Source organism: Methylosinus sp. C49 (genome assembly GCF_009936375.1).
In the GTDB taxonomy this organism is placed as follows: domain Bacteria; phylum Pseudomonadota; class Alphaproteobacteria; order Rhizobiales; family Beijerinckiaceae; genus Methylosinus.
The window spans coordinates 796152-817699 of record NZ_AP022332.1 but is presented as its reverse complement, the minus strand read 5'-3'; the positions used below and the strand labels follow the sequence as shown (position 1 = coordinate 817699).

Sequence of the window (21548 nt, the reverse complement as noted above, 5' to 3'; positions counted from 1 at the left end):
CGGCTTCTCCCAGCAGACGAGCGGAGGCTAGAATTTGGCCTTGCGCGATGAGGCCTCCGGTCTCTATTGTCTATATAAGACGCATATATATCGTATGCGCACTCCCGCCACCGCGGAAGGTCGAAAGGCCTCGCACATGCCCTCGAAATCTCGCCTCGCCCAGTCCCCTCTGCTGCTCTGCGCCTTGCTGGCGCTGCTCGCCTGCGCCCCGGCGCATGCGCAAACGCGCGAGGTCACGGACATGGCCGGCCGCAAGGTCGTGATCCCCGCCGATCCCAAACGCATCTTCGGCGCGGCGCCGCCGGTGGCGGTGACGCTCTACGCCATAGCGCCGGAGCGGCTCATCGGCATCAATGTGCCGATACGCGGCGACGAGAAGTCACTCTATCGCAAGGAGGCGCTCGATCTGCCCGTTCTCGGCAGCAATGCGGGCATGGGCCGCCAGCTCAATCTCGAGGAGATCGCGGCGATGCGCCCCGATCTCGTCGTCGCCTGGCTCGGCTTCTATCAGGAGAAGGCGAAGGTGGTGGAGAGCTTCGCCAAGATCGGGGTTCCGGTGATCTTCCTGAAGCTCGACACGCTCGACGATTATGCCGACGCTTTCGCCTTTCTGGGACAGGTCGTCGGACGCGAGGCGAAAGCCGCCGAAATGTCCGCCTATATTCGCGACGCGCTTCTCCGCGTGCGCGAGGCGACCGCCGATATTCCGCCGGCCGAGCGGCTGCGCGTCTATTACGCCGAATCCGCCGACGGGCTCGCGACCGATTGCGACAAGAGCTTCCATACGGAGCCGATCGTCATAGCGGCGGGCGACAATATCTATCATTGCGAGCAGAGCTCGCATGTCGGCATGGACAAGATCAGCGTCGAGCAGATCGTCGCGCTGAAGCCGTCGCTGATATTGACGCAGAACAAGGGCTTCCCCGCCCTCGCCAAGAGCAGCGCGCTGTGGCGCAATGTGGAGGCGGTGAAGAACGGCCGCATCGTGAATGTCCCGCATGCGCCCTTCAATTGGCTCGATCGTCCGCCGAGCTATATGCGCGCGCTCGGAATCCAATGGCTGGCCAATCTCTTCTATCCGTCGCGCTTTCCGCTCGACGTGAAGGCCGAGACCAAAAAATTCTACCAGCTCTTTCTCGGCGTCGAAATTTCCGACGCCGATTTCACCCGCATAATGGAGTGAGCGACGGTTCCGATGCGCCTCGCCCTTCTGCCTTTCCTCCTGCTGGCGGTCATTGTTCTGGCTCTCTCGGCCGGACGCTATCCGCTCGCGCCGGGGGATATTTTCGCCTATCTCGGCGCCGTTATGGGGCTCATCGAGCTTCCCCCGGAGCACTTCGATCTCCTGCATAATCTCATCGTCGAGATTCGCCTGCCGCGCGTGCTGGCGGCGGGGCTCATCGGCGCGGCGCTCTCGGCCTCGGGCGCGTCCTTTCAGGCAGTGTTCCGCAATCCGCTGGTGTCGCCGGGCATTCTCGGCGTGCTGGGCGGCGCCGGATTCGGCGCGGCGCTCGGCATTCTGCTCTCCGGCGATTTTCTCACCATTCAGCTCTCCGCTTTCGCCATGGGGCTGATCGCGGTCGGCGTCGGCGTCATCGTCGCCAATCTCTTCGGCGCCGCCTCCATGGTGACTCTAGTGCTCGGCGGCATGATCTCCGGCGCTTTGTTCACCTCGGCGCTGTCGCTCGTCAAATATGCCGCCGATCCTTACGATCAGCTGCCCGCGATCGTCTATTGGATGATGGGCAGCCTCGGCGCCGTCGATCTCAAGCAATTGCGCGGAGCCGCTCTGCCCATTCTCGCCGGGGTCGGCGCTCTTGCGCTGGCCGGCCGCGCGCTGGACGCGCTCTCCATGGGCGACGACGAGGCGCGCTCGCTCGGCGTGCCGGTGCATCTGACGCGCTATGGCGTCATCGCCGCGGCGACGCTGGTCTCCTCGCTCTCGGTCTCGCTCGCCGGCATGATCGGCTGGGTCGGGCTGGTCGTGCCGCATGTGGCGCGGCTCGCCATAGGGCCGACCAATAGCCGGCTGCTGCCGGCGAGCGCGCTGCTGGGCGCGACCTTTCTCATCGCCGCCGATTGCGTGGCCCGCAACATCACCCGCGCCGAGATCCCGATCGGCGTCGTCACCGAATTGCTCGGCATACCGGCCTTCATCCTCGTGCTCGGCCGGGCGCGGAGGGCCTGGGCGTGAGGAGGAGGGCAGTGGAGCGCCCTCTCCTTCGCCCTCGCCCGCAGCGCGGGAGAGGGGGCGCCAGCGATCGGCGCGCGCGCCATCTCGACGAGGCGCGACGCCTGCCTCCTCTCCCGCATCGCCGCGAGGCCGCATCATGAGAGCGCCCTCTGCGACCGCACAGCTGCGAGGCGTCGATCTGCATTTTTCGCGCGGGAAGCGGCGCGTGCTCGAGGGCGCGACGCTCGGCTTCGGAACTGGCGAGATCGTCGCTTTGCTCGGCGCCAATGGCGCGGGCAAAAGCACATTGTTTCGCCTGCTGCTCGGCTTTCTGACCGCGAGCAGCGGCGAGGTTCGGCTCGACGGCGCGCCGCTCGCCTCGTTGTCGCGACGCGAGATCGCCAGGCGCGTCGCCTATGTGCCGCAAGGCCATGTCACGCCTTTTCCCTATACGGTGCGCGAGGTGGTCACGCTCGGCCGCCTGCCGGAGACGGGGCTTTTGCGCGCGCCCCGCGCCGAGGATCGCGAAATCGTCGAAAGCGTCATCGCCCGGCTCGGCATGGAGCGGCTGATCGACCGGCCCTATACGGAGATTTCCGGCGGCGAGCGGCAGCTCACGCTCATCGCCCGCGCGCTGGCGCAAGGCGCGCGCCTTCTGGTGATGGACGAGCCGGCGACGGGGCTCGACTATGGCTATCAGCTGCGGCTGATGCGGCATTTGTCCGCTCTTTCCGCCGACGGGCATGGCGTGTTGGTCAGCACCCATCATCCCGAACATGCGATGCAGCTGGCGACGCGCATCGCCATTTTGAACGAGGGCCGCATCGAGGCCGATGGCGCGCCGCAGGCGGTGGTGACGGCGGAGCGCATCTCGCGCCTCTATGGCGTCGAGGTGGCGGTGTTCGACGATCCTTTCGGCGCGCGGCGGCTCGCGCCCGTCGCCGGACGCAATGGAAGGGCCGAAAGATGAAGCTCTATATGGGCTTCGACGACACCGACGTCGCCGGAGCGAAGATCGGCACCGGGCGGCTGGTGCGCATGTTCGAGCGCAAGCTTCCCGAAGGCGCGCGGCTGTGGGGCGCGCTGCGCCATCAATTGCTCGTCGATCCGCGCATTCCCTTCACCTCTCACAACAGCCCGGCCTGCGCCGTGGTGGAGATAGAGGACGAGGCGCTGATCCCTTTGCTCGCCGCCAGCGCCATCGCCCATATCGCCGAGCTGGCCAGCGACGGCTCGGACCCCGGCCTCTGCATCGCGCGAGAGACCGACGATCTTTCCGAGATCATCGCATTCGGCCTCTCCTGCACGCATGAGATCGAGACGCAGGATCATGCGAGAGAAGTGGCCGCCCGCGCCGGCGTCGAGCTGCTCGGCCTCGGCGGAACCAATGACGGAATCATCGGCGCGCTGGCCGCCGTCGGACTCTCCGCCTATGGCTGGTGCGGCCGCTTTCTGGAATATGGAAGGCTGCGCCGCCTGCCCGATCCCATCTCCGTCGCGGCGCTGGCCGAGGCCGGCATTGAAGCGACGGCGATCGACAAATATGCGCGCGCGCTCGATCCAGAGGCGCTGATTCATACGGGCGGCTGGCTGTCGCCGCGGCTCTGGGGCGGGCGCGCCGTCGCGCCGGTGGAGGAGAAGGACGGCCGCCTCATCGCCATAGGCAAGCGCCCGCGCGACGCCGAGGCCGCAGACTGATGCGCATCCTCATCGGAATAGACGACACGGATGGCGCCGGCTGGGCGGCCAGCACGGCGCGGCTGGCGCGCGAATTCGGCGACACGCTCGCGGGCGAGACACGCTTCATCGGCTCGGTCGGCCATATTCTGTTTTCCGGCGTGGCGGCGACCACCAATAACAAGGCCTCCTGCCTCGTCGTCGAGAGCGAACGCGCCGACGCCGCTGATTTTCTGCTCGCCCAGGCCGCCGCCTATGTGGAGGCCAATGCGGCGCCCTCCAGCGCGCCGGGAATTCTCGTGGCCGGCGCGGAGGCGGAAGCGCTCATCGACTTCGGCCGCGCCGCCAGCCGGCGCGAGATTCGCCCCGAGGAGCTGCCGCCTTTGATCGAAGTGCGCGTCGCCGGCCTGCGCGGAGGCCGGGGCCTCATCGGCGCGGCGGCGGCGGTGGGGCTGACGGCGCGCGGATGGTCCGGGCGCTGGCTCGAATTCGGCGGGCTGCGCCGGCTCGATCGCGCCGTGCAGGCGCGAGAGCTGAGAGCGCTCGGCATTTTCCTCGTTTCGCTGGAGACGGACGCCGAGGCGCCCGCGCCCGACGATTGGATCGACACCCATGGTCGGCTGCGGCCGCAGCTCGCCGCCGGCCGCGCCGTCCTGCCCTTGCGCCGCATCGGCGAGGGCATGTGGGAGGCGGCCGGCGCCGAGCCAAAGGCGAAATCTCGATAGCGAGCGGAACTACACGCCTTCTATATGACGTCTGATGACGTGATATGCGTCGTTGTGCCGTCATAATAGACTTGCCGCCACGCCTACGCCTATTTACGTAATTGCGTTACATCACGAATCGAGCGGCGGGCGAGCGGCGCGTCGGCCGGGGGCGGTGAAAGGCTGACAGCAATGACGATGTTCGCGCGCAAAAGACGCGGCTCCTCCCTTCTTCTCGGCGGCGCATCCTTGGCCGCGCTGCTCGGCGCCGCCCAGGGCGCCGGCGCGCAGAGCTTCACCCCGCTGCCGGAAATCTCGATCGGCCCGGCGCCCGCCGCGCCGAAGAAAAAGCCCGAGCCCGGCGTCATCGGCTCGGAATCCGTTTCATCCACCGCCTATGCCGCGGATGCGCGCGGGCTCGATCTCGCCAGCGGCGGCGGCGGCTCCAATCCCATCCGCGGCATCTCCTGGCTGCCCTCCGTCGATGCGCCGGCCATCGATCCTTACGGCCTCGCCAATCTTCCCGGCGGCAACAAAGGCATTCGCATTCGCGGCGAGGTCAGCCAGCACGGCAACAGCATCGGCACGGTGGAGGGCTTGCCGCTCTCCGGCATCAATCCCGGCCCCGGCGTCACCTGGCTCATCGACAATGAGAATCTGAGCAAGATCGTGCTGCGGCAAGGCCCCATGCCCTCCGATGTGAACTCCTATTTCACTGTCGGCGGCAATTTCGACAGCCGCCTGCGCTGGCCGGCGGAGAAATTCGGCGGCGAGATTTCGCAGAGCGTCGGCTCCTTCTCCTTCCTGCGCACTTTCGCCCGCATCGACTCGGGCGAGATTTTGAACGGCACGACGAAGCTCTTCGTCTCCGGCTCCTTCACCGACGCCGACAAATGGCGCGGCTCCGGCAAGGATCCGCAGGGCAAATCGGGCTTCGCGGTCGGCGTGGACACCAAGCCCGTCGACGGGCTGGAAGCGAAATTCTTCGTCGCCGAGAGCAGCTTCGACCAGCACAGCTATCAGGGACTGAATTATCAGCAGGCGAGCAATCTCGGCGCCTTCCGCCGCTATGATTTCGCCGCCTATCCAGGCCCGACGACGGCCAGCCAGATCAATTACTACGGCTATAATCTCCAGCATTTCGACTCTTGGACCGCCTTCGGCGATATCGCCATAGAGGTCGACAAGACGACGCGCTTCGTCTTCAAGCCCTATTATTTCCGCGAGGACGGCTATTATCTCGATGGCCAGAACAATGGCCGCATCCGCAAATGGATCATCGACCACGACATGTGGGGCGTGGTGAGCGAATTGCAGACCCGCGTGCTGGATACGGACGCCAAGCTCGGCTTCTGGCATGGCGTGCAAAATCCCCCCGGACCGCCGACGGCATGGGAAGTCTTCGCCCCCAATGCGGGCGGCGGCCTCATCAATCCGAGCTGGGCGATCCTCGGCAAGCAGACCGCGCCGCATGTGTTCGATTCCGCCTATGGAATCGCGAGCCGCGACTTCGGTCCGCTACATGTGGAGGCGGGCGCGCGCTATATTTGGGAACGCATGGCGGGCATAGACGCCTATAATTCGACCGGCATAGGCGATGTCCCCTATGACACGGCGCTGGCGCTCTCCTCCGGCGTCATCGCCAATCGCAGCGTCAAGCCCTTCACCATCGGCACTTTTCTGCCCTTCGGCGCGCTCACCTATCGGCTGACCGACGATCTATTGCTGAAATTCAGCGGCGGCGGCGGCTATGGCGGACCGGGCTATGACGCCTGGCCGGTGTTCCAGCAGAATTCGGCGACCTTCCTCGCCAAGGGAATCACTGCGGATCAATTCTGGCATTCGATGAAGCCGGAGACCTCGACGCAGCTCGATCTCGGCCTGCGCTGGTCCTTCGACGGCGCCTATGGCTCGGGCTATGTGGAGCCGACGATCTATTACTCCCGCAATCACAACAAGCTCGTCTCTTACGATCCCGGCATCGGCACGCAATATGGCGCCAATGTCGGCGAGAGCCAGAATTACGGCGCGCAAGCGGTCGTCCATTACTCCCCGCTGGAGACCGTGTCGCTCTTCGCTTCGCTCGGCTATCAGCGCGCTGAATTCGTCGAAGACCTGCCGCTGCTGCCCGGCGCCTCCGCGGCCAATTATTGGTCGACGCGCGTGAAGGGCAAGCAATTGCCGGACGTGCCCTATTTCATCTCGACGATCGGCGGCGATCTGCGCATAGAGCAATTCACCATCACGCCGATCCTGCATATCGTCGGCTCGCGCGCCGGCGACACATCGGGATATCAGCCTCTCGCCGGCTATTCCACCTTCGATCTCACCGTGAAATACGAGCACAAGATCGACTGGGGAACGATCACCGCCAGCGTCACCTGCATGAATATGTTCGACACCGCCTATATCGGCCAGATCAGCAGCGGCTATTATCAGCAGACGTCGGCCAACGGCATTTATTACCCGGGCGCGCCGCGCACCGTGCTCGCCAAGGTCGGCTTCAAATTCTGACATGCGCGAGGGGCGCATTAAGACTGGCTTAACCATAGGTTGTATGGTTAAGCTTAACGCGATGGACCGCTTGCAAGGCTGCGCTTATGGTGCGGCAATCCTCGGTTCGGGTCGTTGGCGAAGTGAAATACGTGAAGCGTTTTCTGGGCGTGGCGGCGCTCCTTGCGTTCGGCGGCCCGGAGGCCGTCTCCCCCGCCCGTGCATTCGATTTTTTCGGCCTCTTCGGCGCCGCCGAGGAGACGCCGGAGCCGAGCCGCGACGCGCTGCCCTATAAAATCGAATTCTCCGGCCTCGACGAGGTGGAGGGCCTCGCGCGCAACCTTCAGGACGCCTCCAGCACATGGCGGCTGCGGCTGCAGGCGCCGCCCACGGGGGCCGGCGTCGCGCGGCGCGTCGTCGCCGATTTCCCGCGCCTCGCCGAGGCGCTCTGGGCGAGCGGCTATTATGACGCGGAGATCAAGGCCACGGTCGCCGGCGTCCCGGTGCGGCCGGACGGCCATGGCGCCGATGTCGCCGCAGCCGCGGCAGAGCGGCTGCGCGGCCAGACGCTGGCGCCGATTCGCATAGAGATCACCCCCGGCCCGCTGTTCCATTTGCGCAACGTCGCCCTTCTCGACGCCCGCAGCGGCAAGCCGCTCGACGAGGCGCTGCTCACGAAAAAAACGCTCGAGCGCGATCCCGAGCAGCCCGCGCGCGCCGCCGCCTTGCAATCCATGCAGGCCGGCTGGATCGACGCTCTGCGCGCCAATTCCTACCCGCTCGCCAAAGTGGTCGCGGCGAAACCGACGATCCTCCATCCCGAGAAGGCGATGGATGTGGTGGTGACGATCGATCCCGGCCCGCGCGCCGGCATAGGCGAGGTGAGGACCAGCGGCTCGCCCGGCATAGACGAGGACGTCATTCGCTCCTACATCTATCTCGAGCAGGGCGAGACCTATAGTCCGAAGAAGCTCACCGAGCTGCGCAAATCCATCGGCCGTTTGGAAGCCGTGGGCTCGGTGAAGGCGGAGGATGGCGACAAGCTCGACGCCAATGGCAATCTGCCGATCTTCGTGCAGACGAGCGAGCGCAAGCCCCATGCGGTGGGCGCCGACGCTTTCTTCTCCAATGTCGACGGGCCGGGCCTGCGCGCCTATTGGACCGATCGCAATCTCTTCGGCGGCGCCGAGCGGCTGCGTTTCGACGTCGAAGGCGGCCTCGCGCCCTTCGGCAGCTCGGCGCGCTACAACGGCCTCTCCTCCATTCGCCTGAACGACGTCATCGGCCGCGCCAAGGCGAGCTTCGTGAAGCCCGCTCTGTTCGGCTCGCGCAACGATCTGCTGCTCGACGCCGGCTTCGTGCGCGAGAAGACCGATTATTACTGGGCCTATTACGGCAATGGCTCGGCGGCGATCCGCCATCGCTTCAGCGATACGGCGTCCATGCAGGCGGGGCTCGAATTCGAGCGCGGGCATACGTTCGACGCTTTCGGCCCGCATGATTATTCGCTGCTCGGCTTTCCGCTCTCGGCCAATTACGACGGAACCGACGATCTCCTCGCGCCCTCCAATGGCTTTCGCGCCATCGCCAATGTCACGCCCTATGTGAAGGCCTTCGGCGACAGCGTCGGCATGGTGCAATCCAAGACGCAGATTTCCGGCTACAAGTCGCTGGACGAGGACGGCTGGTATGTGCTCGCCGGCCGCGTGGCCGCGGGCTCCATCGTCGGCGCGAGCATTGAGAATATTCCGGCGAGCCATCGCTTCTTCGCCGGCGGCGGCGGCTCGGTGCGCGGCTATCGCTATCGCTCGCTCAGCCCGGACGCCGGCCTCGGCTTTCCGGTCGGCGGACGCAGCCTGCTCGAAGGCTCGGCCGAGGCGCGCATAAAGGTGACGCGCGATATCGGCGTGGTTCCCTTCTACGACATAGGCTCCGCCTTTTCGTCGCCATTCCCCGACTTCCAATCGTCCATGCGCTCGTCCGTCGGCATAGGCCTGCGCTATTACACAGGGATAGGCCCCGTGCGTCTCGATGTGGCGACACCGCTCGGCCGGCGTCCCGGCGAGAATAAATTCGCGATCTTCATCGGCGTCGGGGAGTCGTTCTGATGCGCTTTGGCCGCATTCTCGCCTATGCCTTCGGCGCGCTGGCGCTGCTCGCCGTCGCCGCGACGCTCGCGCTACGCATGCAGACGCATGAGGGCAAGAGCTTCCTCGCCGATCTCGTCTCGCGCGCCGCCTCCTCCGCCGATATGAAAGTGGAGATCGGCGCCTTCGAGGACCCACTGTCGGCGCATCCGCTGCTGCGCGACATTTCCATCGCCGATAGGGATGGCCCCTATCTGAAGATCGACCAGATCGCGCTGGACTGGTCGCCTTCCGCGCTGTTCTCGCTGCGCCTCGATATAGAGAAGCTCGCCATTGGCGCGATCGATCTCGCCCGCCTCCCGGCGCCCGCTCAGGCTGCGACGGCGACGCCGAAAAGCAGCGGCGGCTTCGCGCTCCCCGATCTTCCGGTGCGCATCCGCCTCGGCCGGCTCGCGCTGGACACATTGTCGCTCGGCGCGCCCGTTCTCGGAACCGCGGCGAAATTCGCCGCGACCGGCGAGGCGGCGCTCGACAAAGGCGCGCATGTCTCGCTCGACATTCGGCGGCTCGACGCGCCGGGCGCCATTACGGCGAAAGCCGATGTCGCGGCGGGCGGCCAAAAGATCGCGCTCGCCCTCACGGCGCAGGAGCCAGAGGGCGGCGCCATCGCCCGCCTCGCGGCGCTGCCCGGCCTGCCGCCCGTCGATATTTCGCTGACCGGCGAAGGAACGCTCGACGATTTCGCCGCGCATCTTTCCGCCAAGGCGGGAGAGAAGATCGGCGCGGAAGGCGCGGCGCATGTCATTCGCAAGGATGCGGCGCGGCGGCTCGATTTCGATTTGGGCGTGCGCCTCGCCCCGCTGCTGCCGCCCGCCGCCGTTCCGCTGCTCGACGGCGTGACGCAGCTCGCCGGCTCCGCCACTCTGCGCGACGATGGCGCGCTCGAGGGCGATATCGCCATCCGCGGCCGCTCCGACGCTGCGCCGCGCCCGCTCGATCTTTCGATAGCGCTGAAGGGCGTTCCGAAAGACGAGCGCGTGAGCGCGACTCTGAGCGGAACGCTGGCCGTTCCGTCGCTCGAGGCGCCTGCGCTGGAGAAGCTGTTGGGCGAGCGCGTGACGCTCAGCGGCGCGGTCGCCTCGCTGCCCGGCGGCGGCCTGCGCTTCGACGGGCTCGAATTGCGCGGCGCGCATGTCGCGACGAAGATCGACGGCGCGGCGATGCGCGAGGCGCTCGACGTCGGCGCGAAGGTCACGATCGCCGATCTGAAGCCCGCCGATCCGCGCCTCTCCGGCCGCGCAGAAATCTCGGTGAAGGCGACCGGCTCCGCCGACAAGCCCAACGCCGATTTCGAGGCGCTGCTCAGCGGCGCGCATCTCGACGGCCACGCGATCCAAAAGCTCGCGCTGCATGGCGCCGCGCGTGATCTCACCGGCGCGCTCGTCGCGACCGCGACGCTGGACGGCGCCATAGACGGCGCCCCGGCGCGCGGCAAATTGAATGTCGCGCATAAGGACGCCGGCTGGACGGCGAACGACCTCGATCTCTCTGTCGGCCGCGCGACTCTCCGCGGCGCGCTCACGCTGGATGCGCAAAAGCTCGCCAGCGGGCGATTCTCTCTCGCCGCGCCCGATCTCGACGATCTCTCCGCGCTCGCTCTGCGCAAGCTCTCCGGCGCGCTGAAGGCCGACATCATCCTCGACGCTTCGCAGGGGGCGCAGAACATCTCGATAGATGCGCAGGGAACGCGCATTCGCGCCGCCGACACGACGATCGAGAGATTGAGCGCCAAGCTCGAAGGCCATGATCTGCTGCGCCGACCGGCGCTCGACGGAAACATCGCCGTGGACGCGCTCCATGTCGGCGGCAAGACGATTTCCAAAGCACGTCTCACCGCCACGCCCGCCGGCGCCGCCACGGCGCTCGATCTCGCAGTGGATGCGGAGGGCTTCGCCATTGCGAGCCGCTCCACGCTGACGCCGGGCGAGAAGACGCGGCTCGAGATCAAAACGCTGTCCGCGCAGCGCGCCGGCAAGCGCATCGCCCTCGCGGCGCCGGCGAACATCACGCTCGGCGGCGGCGCGGTGGAGCTGAAAGGAATCGCGCTCGCGCTCGGCGCCGGCCGGCTCGACATTGACGGAACCATTGGCGAGCGGCTCGATCTCACCGCGAGAGCGCGCGCCATTCCGCTCTCCATCGCTTCAATCGCCGACGCCAGCTTGGCGCTCGACGGCGCATTGGACGCCGAGGCGCGAATTACCGGCGACAAGAAAGCGCCGAGCGGCGACTGGAAGATCAAGATCGCCAAGCTCTCCGCGCCGCAATTGCGCAGCAATGGCCTGCCGCCGCTGGACATGGACGCGCATGGCGCGCTCGCCGGCGCGCGCACGAGCCTCGACGCGAATATCGCGCTCGGCGCCGGCGGGCGCTTCGCCATCACCGGCTCGGCGCCGATCGACGCCGCCGGCGCGCTCGATTTGAAAGTGAAGGGCGAGGCGGACGCCAAGCTCGCCGACACGGCGCTCTCCGTCAATGGCCAGAGCCTGCGCGGCAAGGCCAATGTCGATCTGCGCATCGGCGGCTCCGTCGCCGCGCCGGCGATCGAAGGCGGCGTGACGCTCGCGAACGGCTCCTTCTCCGATCCGCTGAACGGCGTCTATCTCGACCACATAGACGCCAAGCTCGACGGACATGGACGCGAGATCGCCATCACGCGGCTCACAGCGCTCACCAAGAATGGCGGGCAGATCGCCGCGACCGGCAAAATCGCCGTCGAGCCGCAGGCGGGAATGCCCGGCGCCATTCGCATCAAGGCCAAGAATGCGCAGCTCGTCGCCAGCGATCTCGTCTCCGCCACCGCCGATCTCGATCTCGACATAGGCGGCCCGCTCGCGCGCTCGCCGAAAGTCTCGGGCCGCGTGACGCTGACGACGATGGAGGTCAACGTCCCCGATCGCCTGCCCGCCTCCTTTCAGGCGCCGCGCGGGACCGTGCATGTTTCGCCGCGCGCTTTCGCCAAGGAGATGCTGGCGCTGGAAGCCAAGGAGAAAGCGCGCGCGGCAAAACACTCGCCTTTCGACGCGACGATCGACCTCACGCTCGCCGCGCCCAATCGCATCTTCGTGCGCGGACGCGGCATAGACGCCGAATTCGGCGGCGAGCTGAAGCTGAATGGCACGATCCAAAAACCCGCCGTCAACGGCGCTTTCGATCTGCGCCGCGGCAAGCTGCAATTGCTGACCCAGCGTATCGATCTCACGCGCGGAAAATTGAGCTTCGCGGGCGGCCTCGTTCCGCAGCTCGATTTCACCGCCGAGACGACGGCGAGCGACGTTACCGCCAAGATCGGCGTCTCCGGCCCGGCCTCGCTGCCGAATTTCTCCTTCTCCTCCTCGCCGGAGCTGCCGCAGGACGAGGTGCTCTCGCGCCTGCTTTTCGCCAAAGCTTCGGGCTCGCTGTCGGCCTTTCAGGCGGTGCAGCTCGCCACCGCTCTGGCGCAATTCTCCGGCGCCGGAACCGGCGTCGACGCATTCGAGAAAATGCGCAAGGCGCTCGGCGTCGATTCGCTCGATCTCGAGGCCGGCGGCTCCAGCGGGCCGACGGTCGGCGCCTCGCGCTATATTTCCGACAATATCAGCGTCGGCGTGCGCACGGGCGCCAAGCCGGAGCAGACCGCCGTCAGCGTCGGCGTGGACGTCACCAAGAATGTCCGCGTGAAGGGCGAGACCAAGGTCGACGGCAAATCCTCGCTCGGCGTCGGCGTCGAATGGGAATATTGACGCGCGGATGGCCGCTTCGATGATCGTCGAGGGGCCCAGCTGTGCGCCGGCGCACTTTCACGCGTCGCCAAAGCCGGATACGACTTGCGCATTCCGCCGCTGACCGTGCGGCGGGACGATCAAGGAGCCTCAAATGACCGCTCTCGTTCTTCTCGGCGTATTGGTTCTCGCCGTCCTCTGGCTCATCGGCTCCTATAACGGCCTGGTGACGCTGCGCCAGCGCTGCCGTCAGGCTTTCTCGGACATAGATGTGCAGCTCAAGCAGCGCCACGATCTCATCCCCAATCTGGTGGAGACGGTGAAGGGCTACGCCGCCCATGAGCGCGGCACGCTCGAGGAGGTCGTCGCGGCCCGCAACAAGGCGGTGGCGGCCAATGGCCCGCAGGCGCAGGCCGCCGCCGAGAGCGCGCTGAACGGCGTGCTCGGCCGGCTGTTCGCCCTCGCCGAGAATTATCCCGATCTGAAAGCCAATCAGAATTTCCAGCAGTTGCAGAGCGAGCTGTCCGACGTGGAGAATAAGATCGCGGCGTCGCGGCGCTTCTTCAACAACGCCTCGGCCGAATACAACGCCGCCCGCGAGAGCATTCCGGCGGCCTTGTATGCCGCGTCCTTCGGCTTTGTCCCGCAGGAGTTCTTCAATCTCGAGGAGGGCGAGCGCAAGGCCGTCCAGGAGACCCCCAAGGTGCAGTTCTAGGGCGCGCCTCGCCCGGCGAGGGCTCGGGCCGCGGCCCGGAGCTTCGGCATATTGTCGTCGCAAACCTCTTGCTAAGTGCCCCCGGCAATCCGATGATTCGGACCGAGAGGGGGAAAAATGGCCGAAAAGCCTCCGAAGCGCGAACGTCCTGTCTTCACCGACAAGGAGGCTCTGCTCTACCACTCACGCGGGCGCCCCGGCAAAATCGCCGTCGTGCCCACCAAGCCCATGGCGACGCAGCGCGATCTCTCGCTCGCCTATTCGCCCGGCGTCGCCGCGCCCGTGCTGGCCATCGCGGAAAACCCGTCCCTCGCCTATGACTATACCGTCAAGGGCAATATCGTCGCCGTCATCACCAATGGCACGGCCATCCTCGGCCTCGGCAATCTCGGCGCGCTCGCCGCCAAGCCCGTGATGGAAGGCAAGGCGACGCTGTTCAAGCGCTTCGCCGACATCGACTCCATCGACCTCGAGATCGACACGCAGGAGGTGGAGGCCTTCATCGCCGCCGTGCGCTATCTCGGTCCCTCCTTCGGCGGCATAAATCTCGAGGACATCAAGGCGCCGGAATGCTTCATCATCGAGGAGCGCCTGCGCGAATTGATGGACATTCCCGTCTTTCACGACGATCAGCACGGCACCGCGATCATCTCCAGCGCCGGCCTCTTGAACGCGCTGCATCTCACCGGCCGCGACATAAAGAACACGCGCCTCGTCTGCAATGGCGCGGGCGCCGCGGGCATCGCCTGTCTCGATCTCGCCAAGGCGATGGGATTCGCGCCGCAGAATGTCACGCTCTGCGACACCAAGGGCGTCGTCTATCGCGGCCGCGCCGAAGGCATGAATCAATGGAAGAGCGCGCATGCGGTCGAGACCGACGCGCGCACGCTGGCTGAGGCGCTGGACGGCGCCGACATATTCTTCGGCCTCTCGGTGAAAGGCGCGCTGACGCCCGAGATGCTGAAGACGATGGCGCCCGATCCGATCGTCTTCGCAATGGCCAATCCCGATCCCGAGATCACGCCGGAGGAGGCGCTGGCCGCGCGGCCGGACGCAATCGTCGCCACGGGACGCTCCGACTATCCCAACCAGATCAACAATGTTCTGGGCTTTCCTTACATTTTCCGCGGCGCGCTCGACGTGCGCGCCAAGACGATCAACATGGAAATGAAGATCGCCGCGGCGAAAGCGCTCGCCGAGCTGGCGCGCGAGGATGTGCCGGACGAGGTCGCCAACGCCTATCAGGGCGCGCGGCCGCGCTTCGGCCGCGATTATCTCATCCCCGCGCCATTCGATCCGCGCCTCATCTCCATCGTGTCGCCGGCCGTCGCCAAAGCGGCGATGGATTCGGGCGTCGCGCGCCATCCGATCGTCGATATGAACGCCTATCGCGCCGAACTCTCCGCGCGGCGCGATCCCATCGCCGGGCTGATGCACACGATCTATGATCGCGTGCGGCGCGATCCCAAGCGCGTCGTCTTCGCCGAGGGCGAGGAGGAGCAGGTCATTCGCGCCGCGCTCTCCTTCGTCACGCAGGGATTGGGGCGCGCCATACTCGTCGGCCGCGAGGATCGCGTCGCGCAGACTGCGCGCAACGCCGGCCTCGAGCTCGGCGATCATATAGAGGTGCACAACGCCAAGCTCTCCTCGCGCAATGGCGTCTATGCGCAATTTCTGTTCGAGCGCCTGCAGCGCAAGGGTTTTCTGTTCCGCGACTGTCAGCGTCTCATCAACACCGACCGCAATCATTTCGCCGCGGCCATGGTGGCGCAGGGCGACGCCGACGCCATGGTGACGGGCGTCACCCGCAATTTCTCCAATGCGCTGGAGGATGTGCGCCATGTCGTGGATCAGAAGCCGGGCCACAGGCTGATCGGCGCCTCTCTGGTGCTGGCGCATGGGCGCATCGTCGTCGTCGCCGACACGGCGATCACCGAAATGCCGGAGGCCGCCGATCTCGCCGATATAGCGATAGAGGCGGCGGGGGTGGCGCGGCGCATCGGCCTCGAGCCGCGCGTCGCCATGCTCGCCTTCTCCACTTTCGGCTATCCGCCGGGCGAACGCACGGCCCGCATGCACGAGTCGGTGCGCGTGCTCGATTCGCGGCGGGTGGACTTCGAATATGAGGGCGAGATGGCGGCCGATGTGGCGCTCAGCCGTCACGCCATGGCGGCCTATCCGTTCTCGCGTCTCAGCGACACCGCCAATGTATTGATAATGCCGGCCTTTCACTCCGCCTCCATCTCCACCAAAATGCTGCAGGAGCTGGGCGGGGCGACAGTTCTGGGTCCATTGATCGTCGGGCTCGACAAGCCGATCCAAATCGTTCAATTGGGCGCAACCGACGCCGATATCGTCAATATGGCCGCTCTGGCCGCTTTCGGGGTCGGGGGTTAGGGCGGCGCCTCCCCGACCGGGCGCGGCGGCCGCGCCAAAAAACGTTTTTGTCATGGCGACGAAATAATTGCGTTGCAGTGACAGTCCTTTGGACCGAACGAGAGACGAGAGACGATGAACATCACAATGATCGGATCGGGCTATGTCGGCCTCGTTTCCGGCGCCTGCTTCGCCGATTTCGGCCATGTCGTGACCTGCGTCGACAGCGACGCCTCGAAGATCGAGCGGCTGCTGCGCGGCGAGATTCCGATCTTCGAGCCCGGGCTCGACGAGCTCGTCGCCAATAATGTGAAGCAGAACCGCCTGTTCTTCACCACCGATCTCACGCCGGCCGTGCGCGGCGCGGACGCGGTCTTCATCGCCGTCGGCACGCCGTCGCGCCGCGGCGACGGCCACGCGGACCTCTCCTATGTCTACGCCGCCGCCGAGACCATCGGCCGCGCGCTCGACAAATTCACCGTCATCGTCAACAAATCGACCGTCCCGGTCGGCACGGGCGACGAGGTCGAGCGCCTCATCCGCGAGGTCAATCCCGGGGCGGATTTCGCGGTCGTCTCCAATCCCGAGTTTCTGCGCGAGGGCGCGGCGATCGAGGATTTCAAGCGCCCGGACCGCGTCGTCATCGGCGTCGAGGACGAGCGCGCGCGCGAGGTGATGTCGGAAATCTACCGGCCGCTGAGCCTCAACCAGCCGCCGCTGGTCTTCGTCGGCCGCCGCACCTCCGAGCTCACCAAATATGCGGCCAACGCCTTTCTCGCGACCAAGATCACCTTCATCAACGAGATCGCCGACCTCTGCGAGCGCGTGGGCGCGGATGTGCAGGAGGTCGCGCGCGGCATCGGCCTCGACAATCGCATCGGCTCGAAGTTCCTGCACGCCGGGCCGGGCTATGGCGGCTCCTGCTTCCCCAAGGACACGCTCGCCCTGCTGAAGACGGGGCAGGATTACGCCGCGCCGCTGCGCATCGTCGAGACGGTGGTGGCGGTGAACGACGCCCGCAAGCGCGCCATGGCCCGCAAGGTGATCTCGGCGCTCGGCGGCTCGGTGCGCGGCAAGAAGATCGGCCTGCTCGGCCTCGCCTTCAAGCCCAACACCGACGATATGCGCGACGCGCCCTCGCTCGCCATAGTGGCCTCGCTCGCCGGCGACGGCGCCAAGGTCTATGCCTATGATCCCGAGAGCATGAGCCAGGCGAAGCCGCTGATGCCGGAAGTGACCTTCTGCGAGGATCCCTATCAGACGGCCGAAGGCGCCGATGCGCTGGTCATCGTCACGGAATGGGACGCGTTCCGCGCGCTCGATCTCGATCGCATCAAGACGCTGCTGAAGACGCCGGTGATCGTCGATCTGCGGAACATCTACCGCGCCGCCGACATTCGCAAACGCGGCTTCGACTACACGAGCGTCGGCCGGGCGTGAGAGCGTTTTCGAGCGAAGTGGGAACCGGTTCGCGTGAAGAAAACACGATCGAATGAAGAGATACACAGTCATTCCGGCCCGATCTGAGCCGGAATGACTTTAAAAAAGCGCCGTCATTCCCGGCGGGCCAGAGGCCCGGCCCGGCCGGGAATGCGGGGCCGCCGCGTGAAACGATCCGAAGCGCCGCTCAACCGCGCCCCTGCTGCGCGACGAGGCCGAGCGAGGTGAGCGCGGAGCGACGCGGCGGCGATTCGCGCCGCAGCTCCAGAGCCGCGCTGCGCGCATTTTCCGCCGATTGGAACAGACGCCCCTCCAACGGACGGAAGGACTGTTTCGCCGCATAGAAGCGATAGCCCTTGGCGTCGCGGGCGATCACGCCGACAGCTTCCTCGCCGAGCTCGATGATATAGGCGTCGGACATTTTTTCGGCCTCCTTCTCCGCGGCGAGCGCCCCATCCGGGCGCGCATCGCTTCGCGAGCCTATAGGCTCTTGCGATTTGTTCGCTATGTCAAATAGAATGTTCTTTTAACAGAACTACCACGAGAGAACAGCCGTTTCGTCCAAACGCCATGTGGCGAAGAATTTCTGCCCTGCAACCCAAAGAGCCCGCTTCGTCATACGGTTGTCGCGCCCAATTGTTGAATATTCTCGCCTTTCAGTTGCGAGGAGAAAGTTATGACATCCGTTGCCTCGAGCGTCGATTTGCGCGACAGCGCCGACTCTCACAGTCCGAAGCCGAAGCTCGATCACAAGCTCGACATACGCGCGCTTCTCGTCTTCCTCGCGGTCATCGCGCTCGGCCTCGCCTTCACGGCGTGGAGCATCTACAAGGATATTCTGGAGTCCGGCGCGCCGGTCACCAATTATCTTCCCTTCATCCTGCTCGGCGTGGCGCTGCTCATCGCGCTCGGCTTCGAGTTCGTGAACGGCTTCCACGACACGGCCAACGCCGTGGCGACGGTCATCTACACCCATTCCATGCCGGCGCCGGTGGCCGTGGTGTGGTCGGGCTTCTTCAACTTCCTCGGCGTGCTGTTCTCCACGGGCGCGGTCGCCTTCGGCATTGTGTCGCTGCTGCCGGTGGAGCTCATTCTGCAAGTGGGCTCGCAGGCCGGCTTCGCCATGGTGTTCGCGCTGCTCATCGCCGCAATCGTCTGGAACCTCGGCACCTGGTGGCTCGGCCTGCCGGCCTCCTCCTCCCACACGCTGATCGGCTCCATCATCGGCGTCGGCGTCGCCAACGCCCTCATACGCGGCCGCGACGGAACCTCCGGCGTCGATTGGGGCAAGGCCACCGATATCGGCTATTCGCTGCTGCTTTCACCGCTCTTCGGCTTCGGCGCCGCCGCGCTGCTGCTGCTGGTGATGAAGTTCCTCGTCCGCAAGCCAGAGCTCTACGCCGAGCCCAAGGGCCAGGCGGCTCCGCCCTTGTGGGTTCGCGGCCTGCTGATTCTCACCTGCACGGGCGTCTCCTTCGCGCATGGCTCAAATGACGGCCAGAAGGGCATGGGCCTCATCATGCTGATCCTCATCGGCACGGTGCCCACCTCCTATGCGCTCAATCGCGCGCTTCCGGCGAGCCATCTCGAGAGCTTCACCAAGGCCTCGCATGCGGCGTCCAAGGTCGTCGAGACCAAGGCCGCCGGCTATAATGTCCTCGGCGATCCGCGCCCGGCGGTGACGATTTATGTCGCTCAGCATCAGATCAACGAGGGAACCTATCCGTCGCTCGCCGTGCTGATCCGCGACATCTCGCATCAGGTCGAGAGCTATGGCTCGATCTCGAAAATCCCCTTCGCCGCCGTCGGCAACACGCGTAACGACATCTACCTCGCCTCCGAGGCGCTGCGCTTCCTCGCCAAGGACAAGGCCGCGGAACTGACCGACTCCGACAAGAAAGTGCTGAAGGAGTATAAGGATCAGATCGATCAGGCGACGAAATTCATCCCGCTGTGGGTGAAGATCGCGGTCGCCATCGCGCTCGGCCTCGGCACGATGATCGGCTGGAAGCGCATCGTCGTCACCGTCGGCGAGAAGATCGGCAAGCAGCATCTGACCTATGGCCAGGGCGCCTCGGCCGAGCTGGTCGCCGCCGGCACCATCGCCGCCGCCGACATGTATGGCCTGCCGGTCTCGACGACGCATGTGCTGTCTTCCGGCGTCGCCGGCACGATGGCCGCCAATGGCGCCGGCGTGCAGATGGCGACGATCCAGAAGCTGCTGATGGCCTGGGTGCTCACGCTCCCCGCCGCCATATTGCTGTCGGCTTCGCTCTACTTCGTGCTGCGTCAGGTGATGTGACGCGGCAAAAAGAGAGGGGCCTTCGCGGCCCCTCTCTTCTTATTCCTGCTCAATCGCCCTTGCCGGCGAGGCGCGGCGACATGATCTTGCTCACGAGGCAATGGGAGCCGTCGGTCGGATCCTCGGTGCGGCGCGGGCGCTTGGCCTTGCATTCCGCCTTGTCGGCCGGATTCGTCACGCCATAGAAGGCGTTGATGATCGCCTGCTCCTGCTCGTGATCGAAAGCGTGCGTCTGGCCAAACATCACATATTGAAAGACCAGAGGCTGCGTCTTCGGCACGAAGGCGACAAAATCGGCGGCCTCTTTCAACTTGCCCGCCGCGCAGCCGCGATAAGCCGCCGGACGCTGATATTTGACCCCCGCGGGCGTGGATTTGCCAGAGAGCGCATAAGTGTAGCAGGCGCGCGGCTTCGACATTTGGCAATAATAATGGATGGTTATGTCCGACCAATTGGTCGGCGCGTAATTCGTCTTCAGGCAGTCGGCCGTATATTGATAGCCTTGATCCGTATGCTTGGGCTCGCCGGCGCGGCGGCTGCCATAGACATCGGCGCTCTGGTTCATCGCCGCGAGAATGGCCGCGCCGGGCAGCGAGAGGCCGGCCGCCGGGGCGTTGGGCAGATAATTGCTGTAGGCCTGGGCCGGATCATTCTTGGCCGAAACGAGCTTGTCGATCTCCTCCTGCGTCGGAACGGCGATCCAATCGGCGACGGGCTTCGTCGTCGAGACGCCGACGCCGAGCTTGTCGAGCGTCGCGGCGTCGAGCGCGCCGCTCTGCGGCAGGCCGGACTTCTGCTGGAAGGCGGAGATTGCGGCGGCCGTCTTCGTCCCGGCGACGCCATCCAGCACGCCCGGATCATAGCCTTGCGCGGCGAGCTTCGACTGCGCGGCCTGCGCGACCGGATTATAGGGGCCGGCGAGGCTCGCAGAGCCGACAGATGAAGCCAGAACGATTCCGAGCGCCGCGAATACGGCGCGCATGCCTATGCGCATACCAAACTCCCTTCGAGAAATTCTCACGTCGAAACAGGCGACGACCGGGAGTCATATCACCGGCAGCAGAGCCGCCAAGGCGTTTTTCTTCTCCTCGTCGCTCGCCGTCGCCGCTCAGGCGAGGAGATCGGCGCGCTTATATTGAACGGAGGGCGTATCATTGGCCGCTTTATTGACCTCCGGGCCGATCTCGAAGAATTCGAGCGCGTCGTCCGGCGCGGGCGCCAGCAGGCGCCAGGCCGCCTCGGCCGAAAATTCGTCGAGACCGAGCCAGAGATCGAAATCCTTCGGCGTCAATATCGCCGGCATGCGATCGTGGATGGCGACTGTCGCGCCATTGGCGGAGACGGTGAGGATGCAGGCGGTGTCGAGCTCGCTGCCGTCGCTGCCGATCCAGGTTTCATAGAGGCCGGCGAGCGCCAGCGGCGTCCCATCGGCGTGGCGGAAGAGATAGGGCCGGCTCGCCCGCGCCCGGCCCTTGGCGCCGTCGCGGCGCCATTCGTAATAGGCGTCGGCGATGAAGAGGCAGCGCCGCCGCCGCATCGCGGCGCGAAAGCTGGGCTTCTCCGGCGCGCTCTCGGCGCGGGCGTTGACGATGAGCGGAAAGCTTGCCGGATCTTTCACGAAGCCGGGCAGAAAGCCCCAGCGGACCAGCTGAAAGCGCCGCGCCTCGCCGCCGCGCGGATCGCGCTCCTGCCGCACGATGGGGACGGGCTGCGTCGGCGCGATATTGTAGCGCGGCGGAAAATTCGGCTGATCGACATAGCCGAAATAGTCGCGCGCCGCCTGCGGCGGCAGAGTGATGGCGTATCGACCGCACATGGCTTCC

At 65.9% G+C, this 21548-nt stretch carries 15 protein-coding genes; 12 read left to right on the top strand and 3 right to left on the bottom strand.

Going from position 1 to position 21548, the window contains the following annotated elements:
- The first annotated feature begins 136 nt into the window (after positions 1 to 136).
- From GYH34_RS03790 to GYH34_RS03740, 11 genes are all read left to right on the top strand, one after another.
- On the top strand, positions 137 to 1183 hold the full coding sequence (locus GYH34_RS03790) for an ABC transporter substrate-binding protein (protein WP_161912427.1): 1047 nt from the start codon (positions 137 to 139) through the stop codon (positions 1181 to 1183).
- A gap of 12 nt (positions 1184 to 1195) precedes the next feature.
- Positions 1196 to 2194: an iron ABC transporter permease gene (locus tag GYH34_RS03785; protein WP_161912426.1), complete on the top strand. Its 999-nt coding sequence runs from the start codon at positions 1196 to 1198 to the stop codon at positions 2192 to 2194.
- A 136-nt stretch (positions 2195 to 2330) separates the two neighbouring features.
- The gene (locus GYH34_RS03780; RefSeq protein ID WP_161912425.1) at positions 2331 to 3143 is read left to right on the top strand and encodes an ABC transporter ATP-binding protein; all 813 of its coding nucleotides are present in this window, start codon (positions 2331 to 2333) and stop codon (positions 3141 to 3143) included.
- Positions 3140 to 3871 (top strand): hypothetical protein, encoded by a 732-nt coding sequence (locus GYH34_RS03775; RefSeq protein ID WP_161912424.1) that lies wholly within the window; start codon positions 3140 to 3142, stop codon positions 3869 to 3871. Before GYH34_RS03780 ends, GYH34_RS03775 begins: the two co-directional genes overlap by 4 nt.
- On the top strand, positions 3871 to 4575 hold the full coding sequence (locus GYH34_RS03770) for a hypothetical protein (protein ID WP_161912423.1): 705 nt from the start codon (positions 3871 to 3873) through the stop codon (positions 4573 to 4575). Before GYH34_RS03775 ends, GYH34_RS03770 begins: the two co-directional genes overlap by 1 nt.
- A 171-nt stretch (positions 4576 to 4746) precedes the next feature.
- Complete coding sequence (locus GYH34_RS03765; RefSeq protein WP_161912422.1) at positions 4747 to 7068, top strand: TonB-dependent receptor; 2322 nt, start codon at positions 4747 to 4749, stop codon at positions 7066 to 7068.
- A gap of 131 nt (positions 7069 to 7199) precedes the next feature.
- A complete protein-coding gene (locus tag GYH34_RS03760; protein ID WP_244635254.1) occupies positions 7200 to 9155 on the top strand; it encodes an autotransporter assembly complex family protein in 1956 nt (651 codons plus the stop codon).
- Complete coding sequence (locus tag GYH34_RS03755) at positions 9155 to 12913, top strand: translocation/assembly module TamB domain-containing protein (protein ID WP_161912420.1); 3759 nt, start codon at positions 9155 to 9157, stop codon at positions 12911 to 12913. Before GYH34_RS03760 ends, GYH34_RS03755 begins: the two co-directional genes overlap by 1 nt.
- Before the next feature lie 133 nt (positions 12914 to 13046).
- Positions 13047 to 13607 carry a LemA family protein gene (locus tag GYH34_RS03750; protein ID WP_161912419.1) on the top strand — a complete coding sequence of 187 codons (561 nt, stop codon included), beginning with the start codon at positions 13047 to 13049 and terminating at the stop codon, positions 13605 to 13607.
- 117 nt (positions 13608 to 13724) lie between these two features.
- Positions 13725 to 16004 carry an NADP-dependent malic enzyme gene (locus GYH34_RS03745; RefSeq protein WP_161912418.1) on the top strand — a complete coding sequence of 760 codons (2280 nt, stop codon included), beginning with the start codon at positions 13725 to 13727 and terminating at the stop codon, positions 16002 to 16004.
- Positions 16005 to 16118: 114 nt separating this feature from the next.
- Positions 16119 to 17423 (top strand): UDP-glucose/GDP-mannose dehydrogenase family protein, encoded by a 1305-nt coding sequence (locus GYH34_RS03740; RefSeq protein WP_161912417.1) that lies wholly within the window; start codon positions 16119 to 16121, stop codon positions 17421 to 17423.
- A 187-nt stretch (positions 17424 to 17610) separates the two neighbouring features.
- Here the strand turns inward: GYH34_RS03740 and GYH34_RS03735 are convergent, their stop codons facing one another.
- Complete coding sequence (locus GYH34_RS03735; protein ID WP_161912416.1) at positions 17611 to 17844, bottom strand: hypothetical protein; 234 nt, start codon at positions 17842 to 17844, stop codon at positions 17611 to 17613.
- A 255-nt stretch (positions 17845 to 18099) separates the two neighbouring features.
- On the opposite strand from GYH34_RS03735, the gene GYH34_RS03730 reads away from it, so the two are divergent.
- Positions 18100 to 19725, top strand: a complete 1626-nt coding sequence (locus GYH34_RS03730; protein WP_161912415.1) for an inorganic phosphate transporter — start codon at positions 18100 to 18102, stop codon at positions 19723 to 19725.
- A gap of 49 nt (positions 19726 to 19774) precedes the next feature.
- Here the strand turns inward: GYH34_RS03730 and GYH34_RS03725 are convergent, their stop codons facing one another.
- Together GYH34_RS03725 and GYH34_RS03720 are read right to left on the bottom strand one after the other, a co-directional pair.
- Positions 19775 to 20719, bottom strand: coding sequence for a peptidoglycan-binding domain-containing protein (locus GYH34_RS03725; RefSeq protein ID WP_161912414.1), 945 nt, complete (start codon positions 20717 to 20719; stop codon positions 19775 to 19777).
- A gap of 114 nt (positions 20720 to 20833) precedes the next feature.
- A complete protein-coding gene (locus GYH34_RS03720; protein WP_161912413.1) occupies positions 20834 to 21541 on the bottom strand; it encodes an SOS response-associated peptidase in 708 nt (235 codons plus the stop codon).
- Between the last annotated feature and the right edge of the window lie 7 nt (positions 21542 to 21548).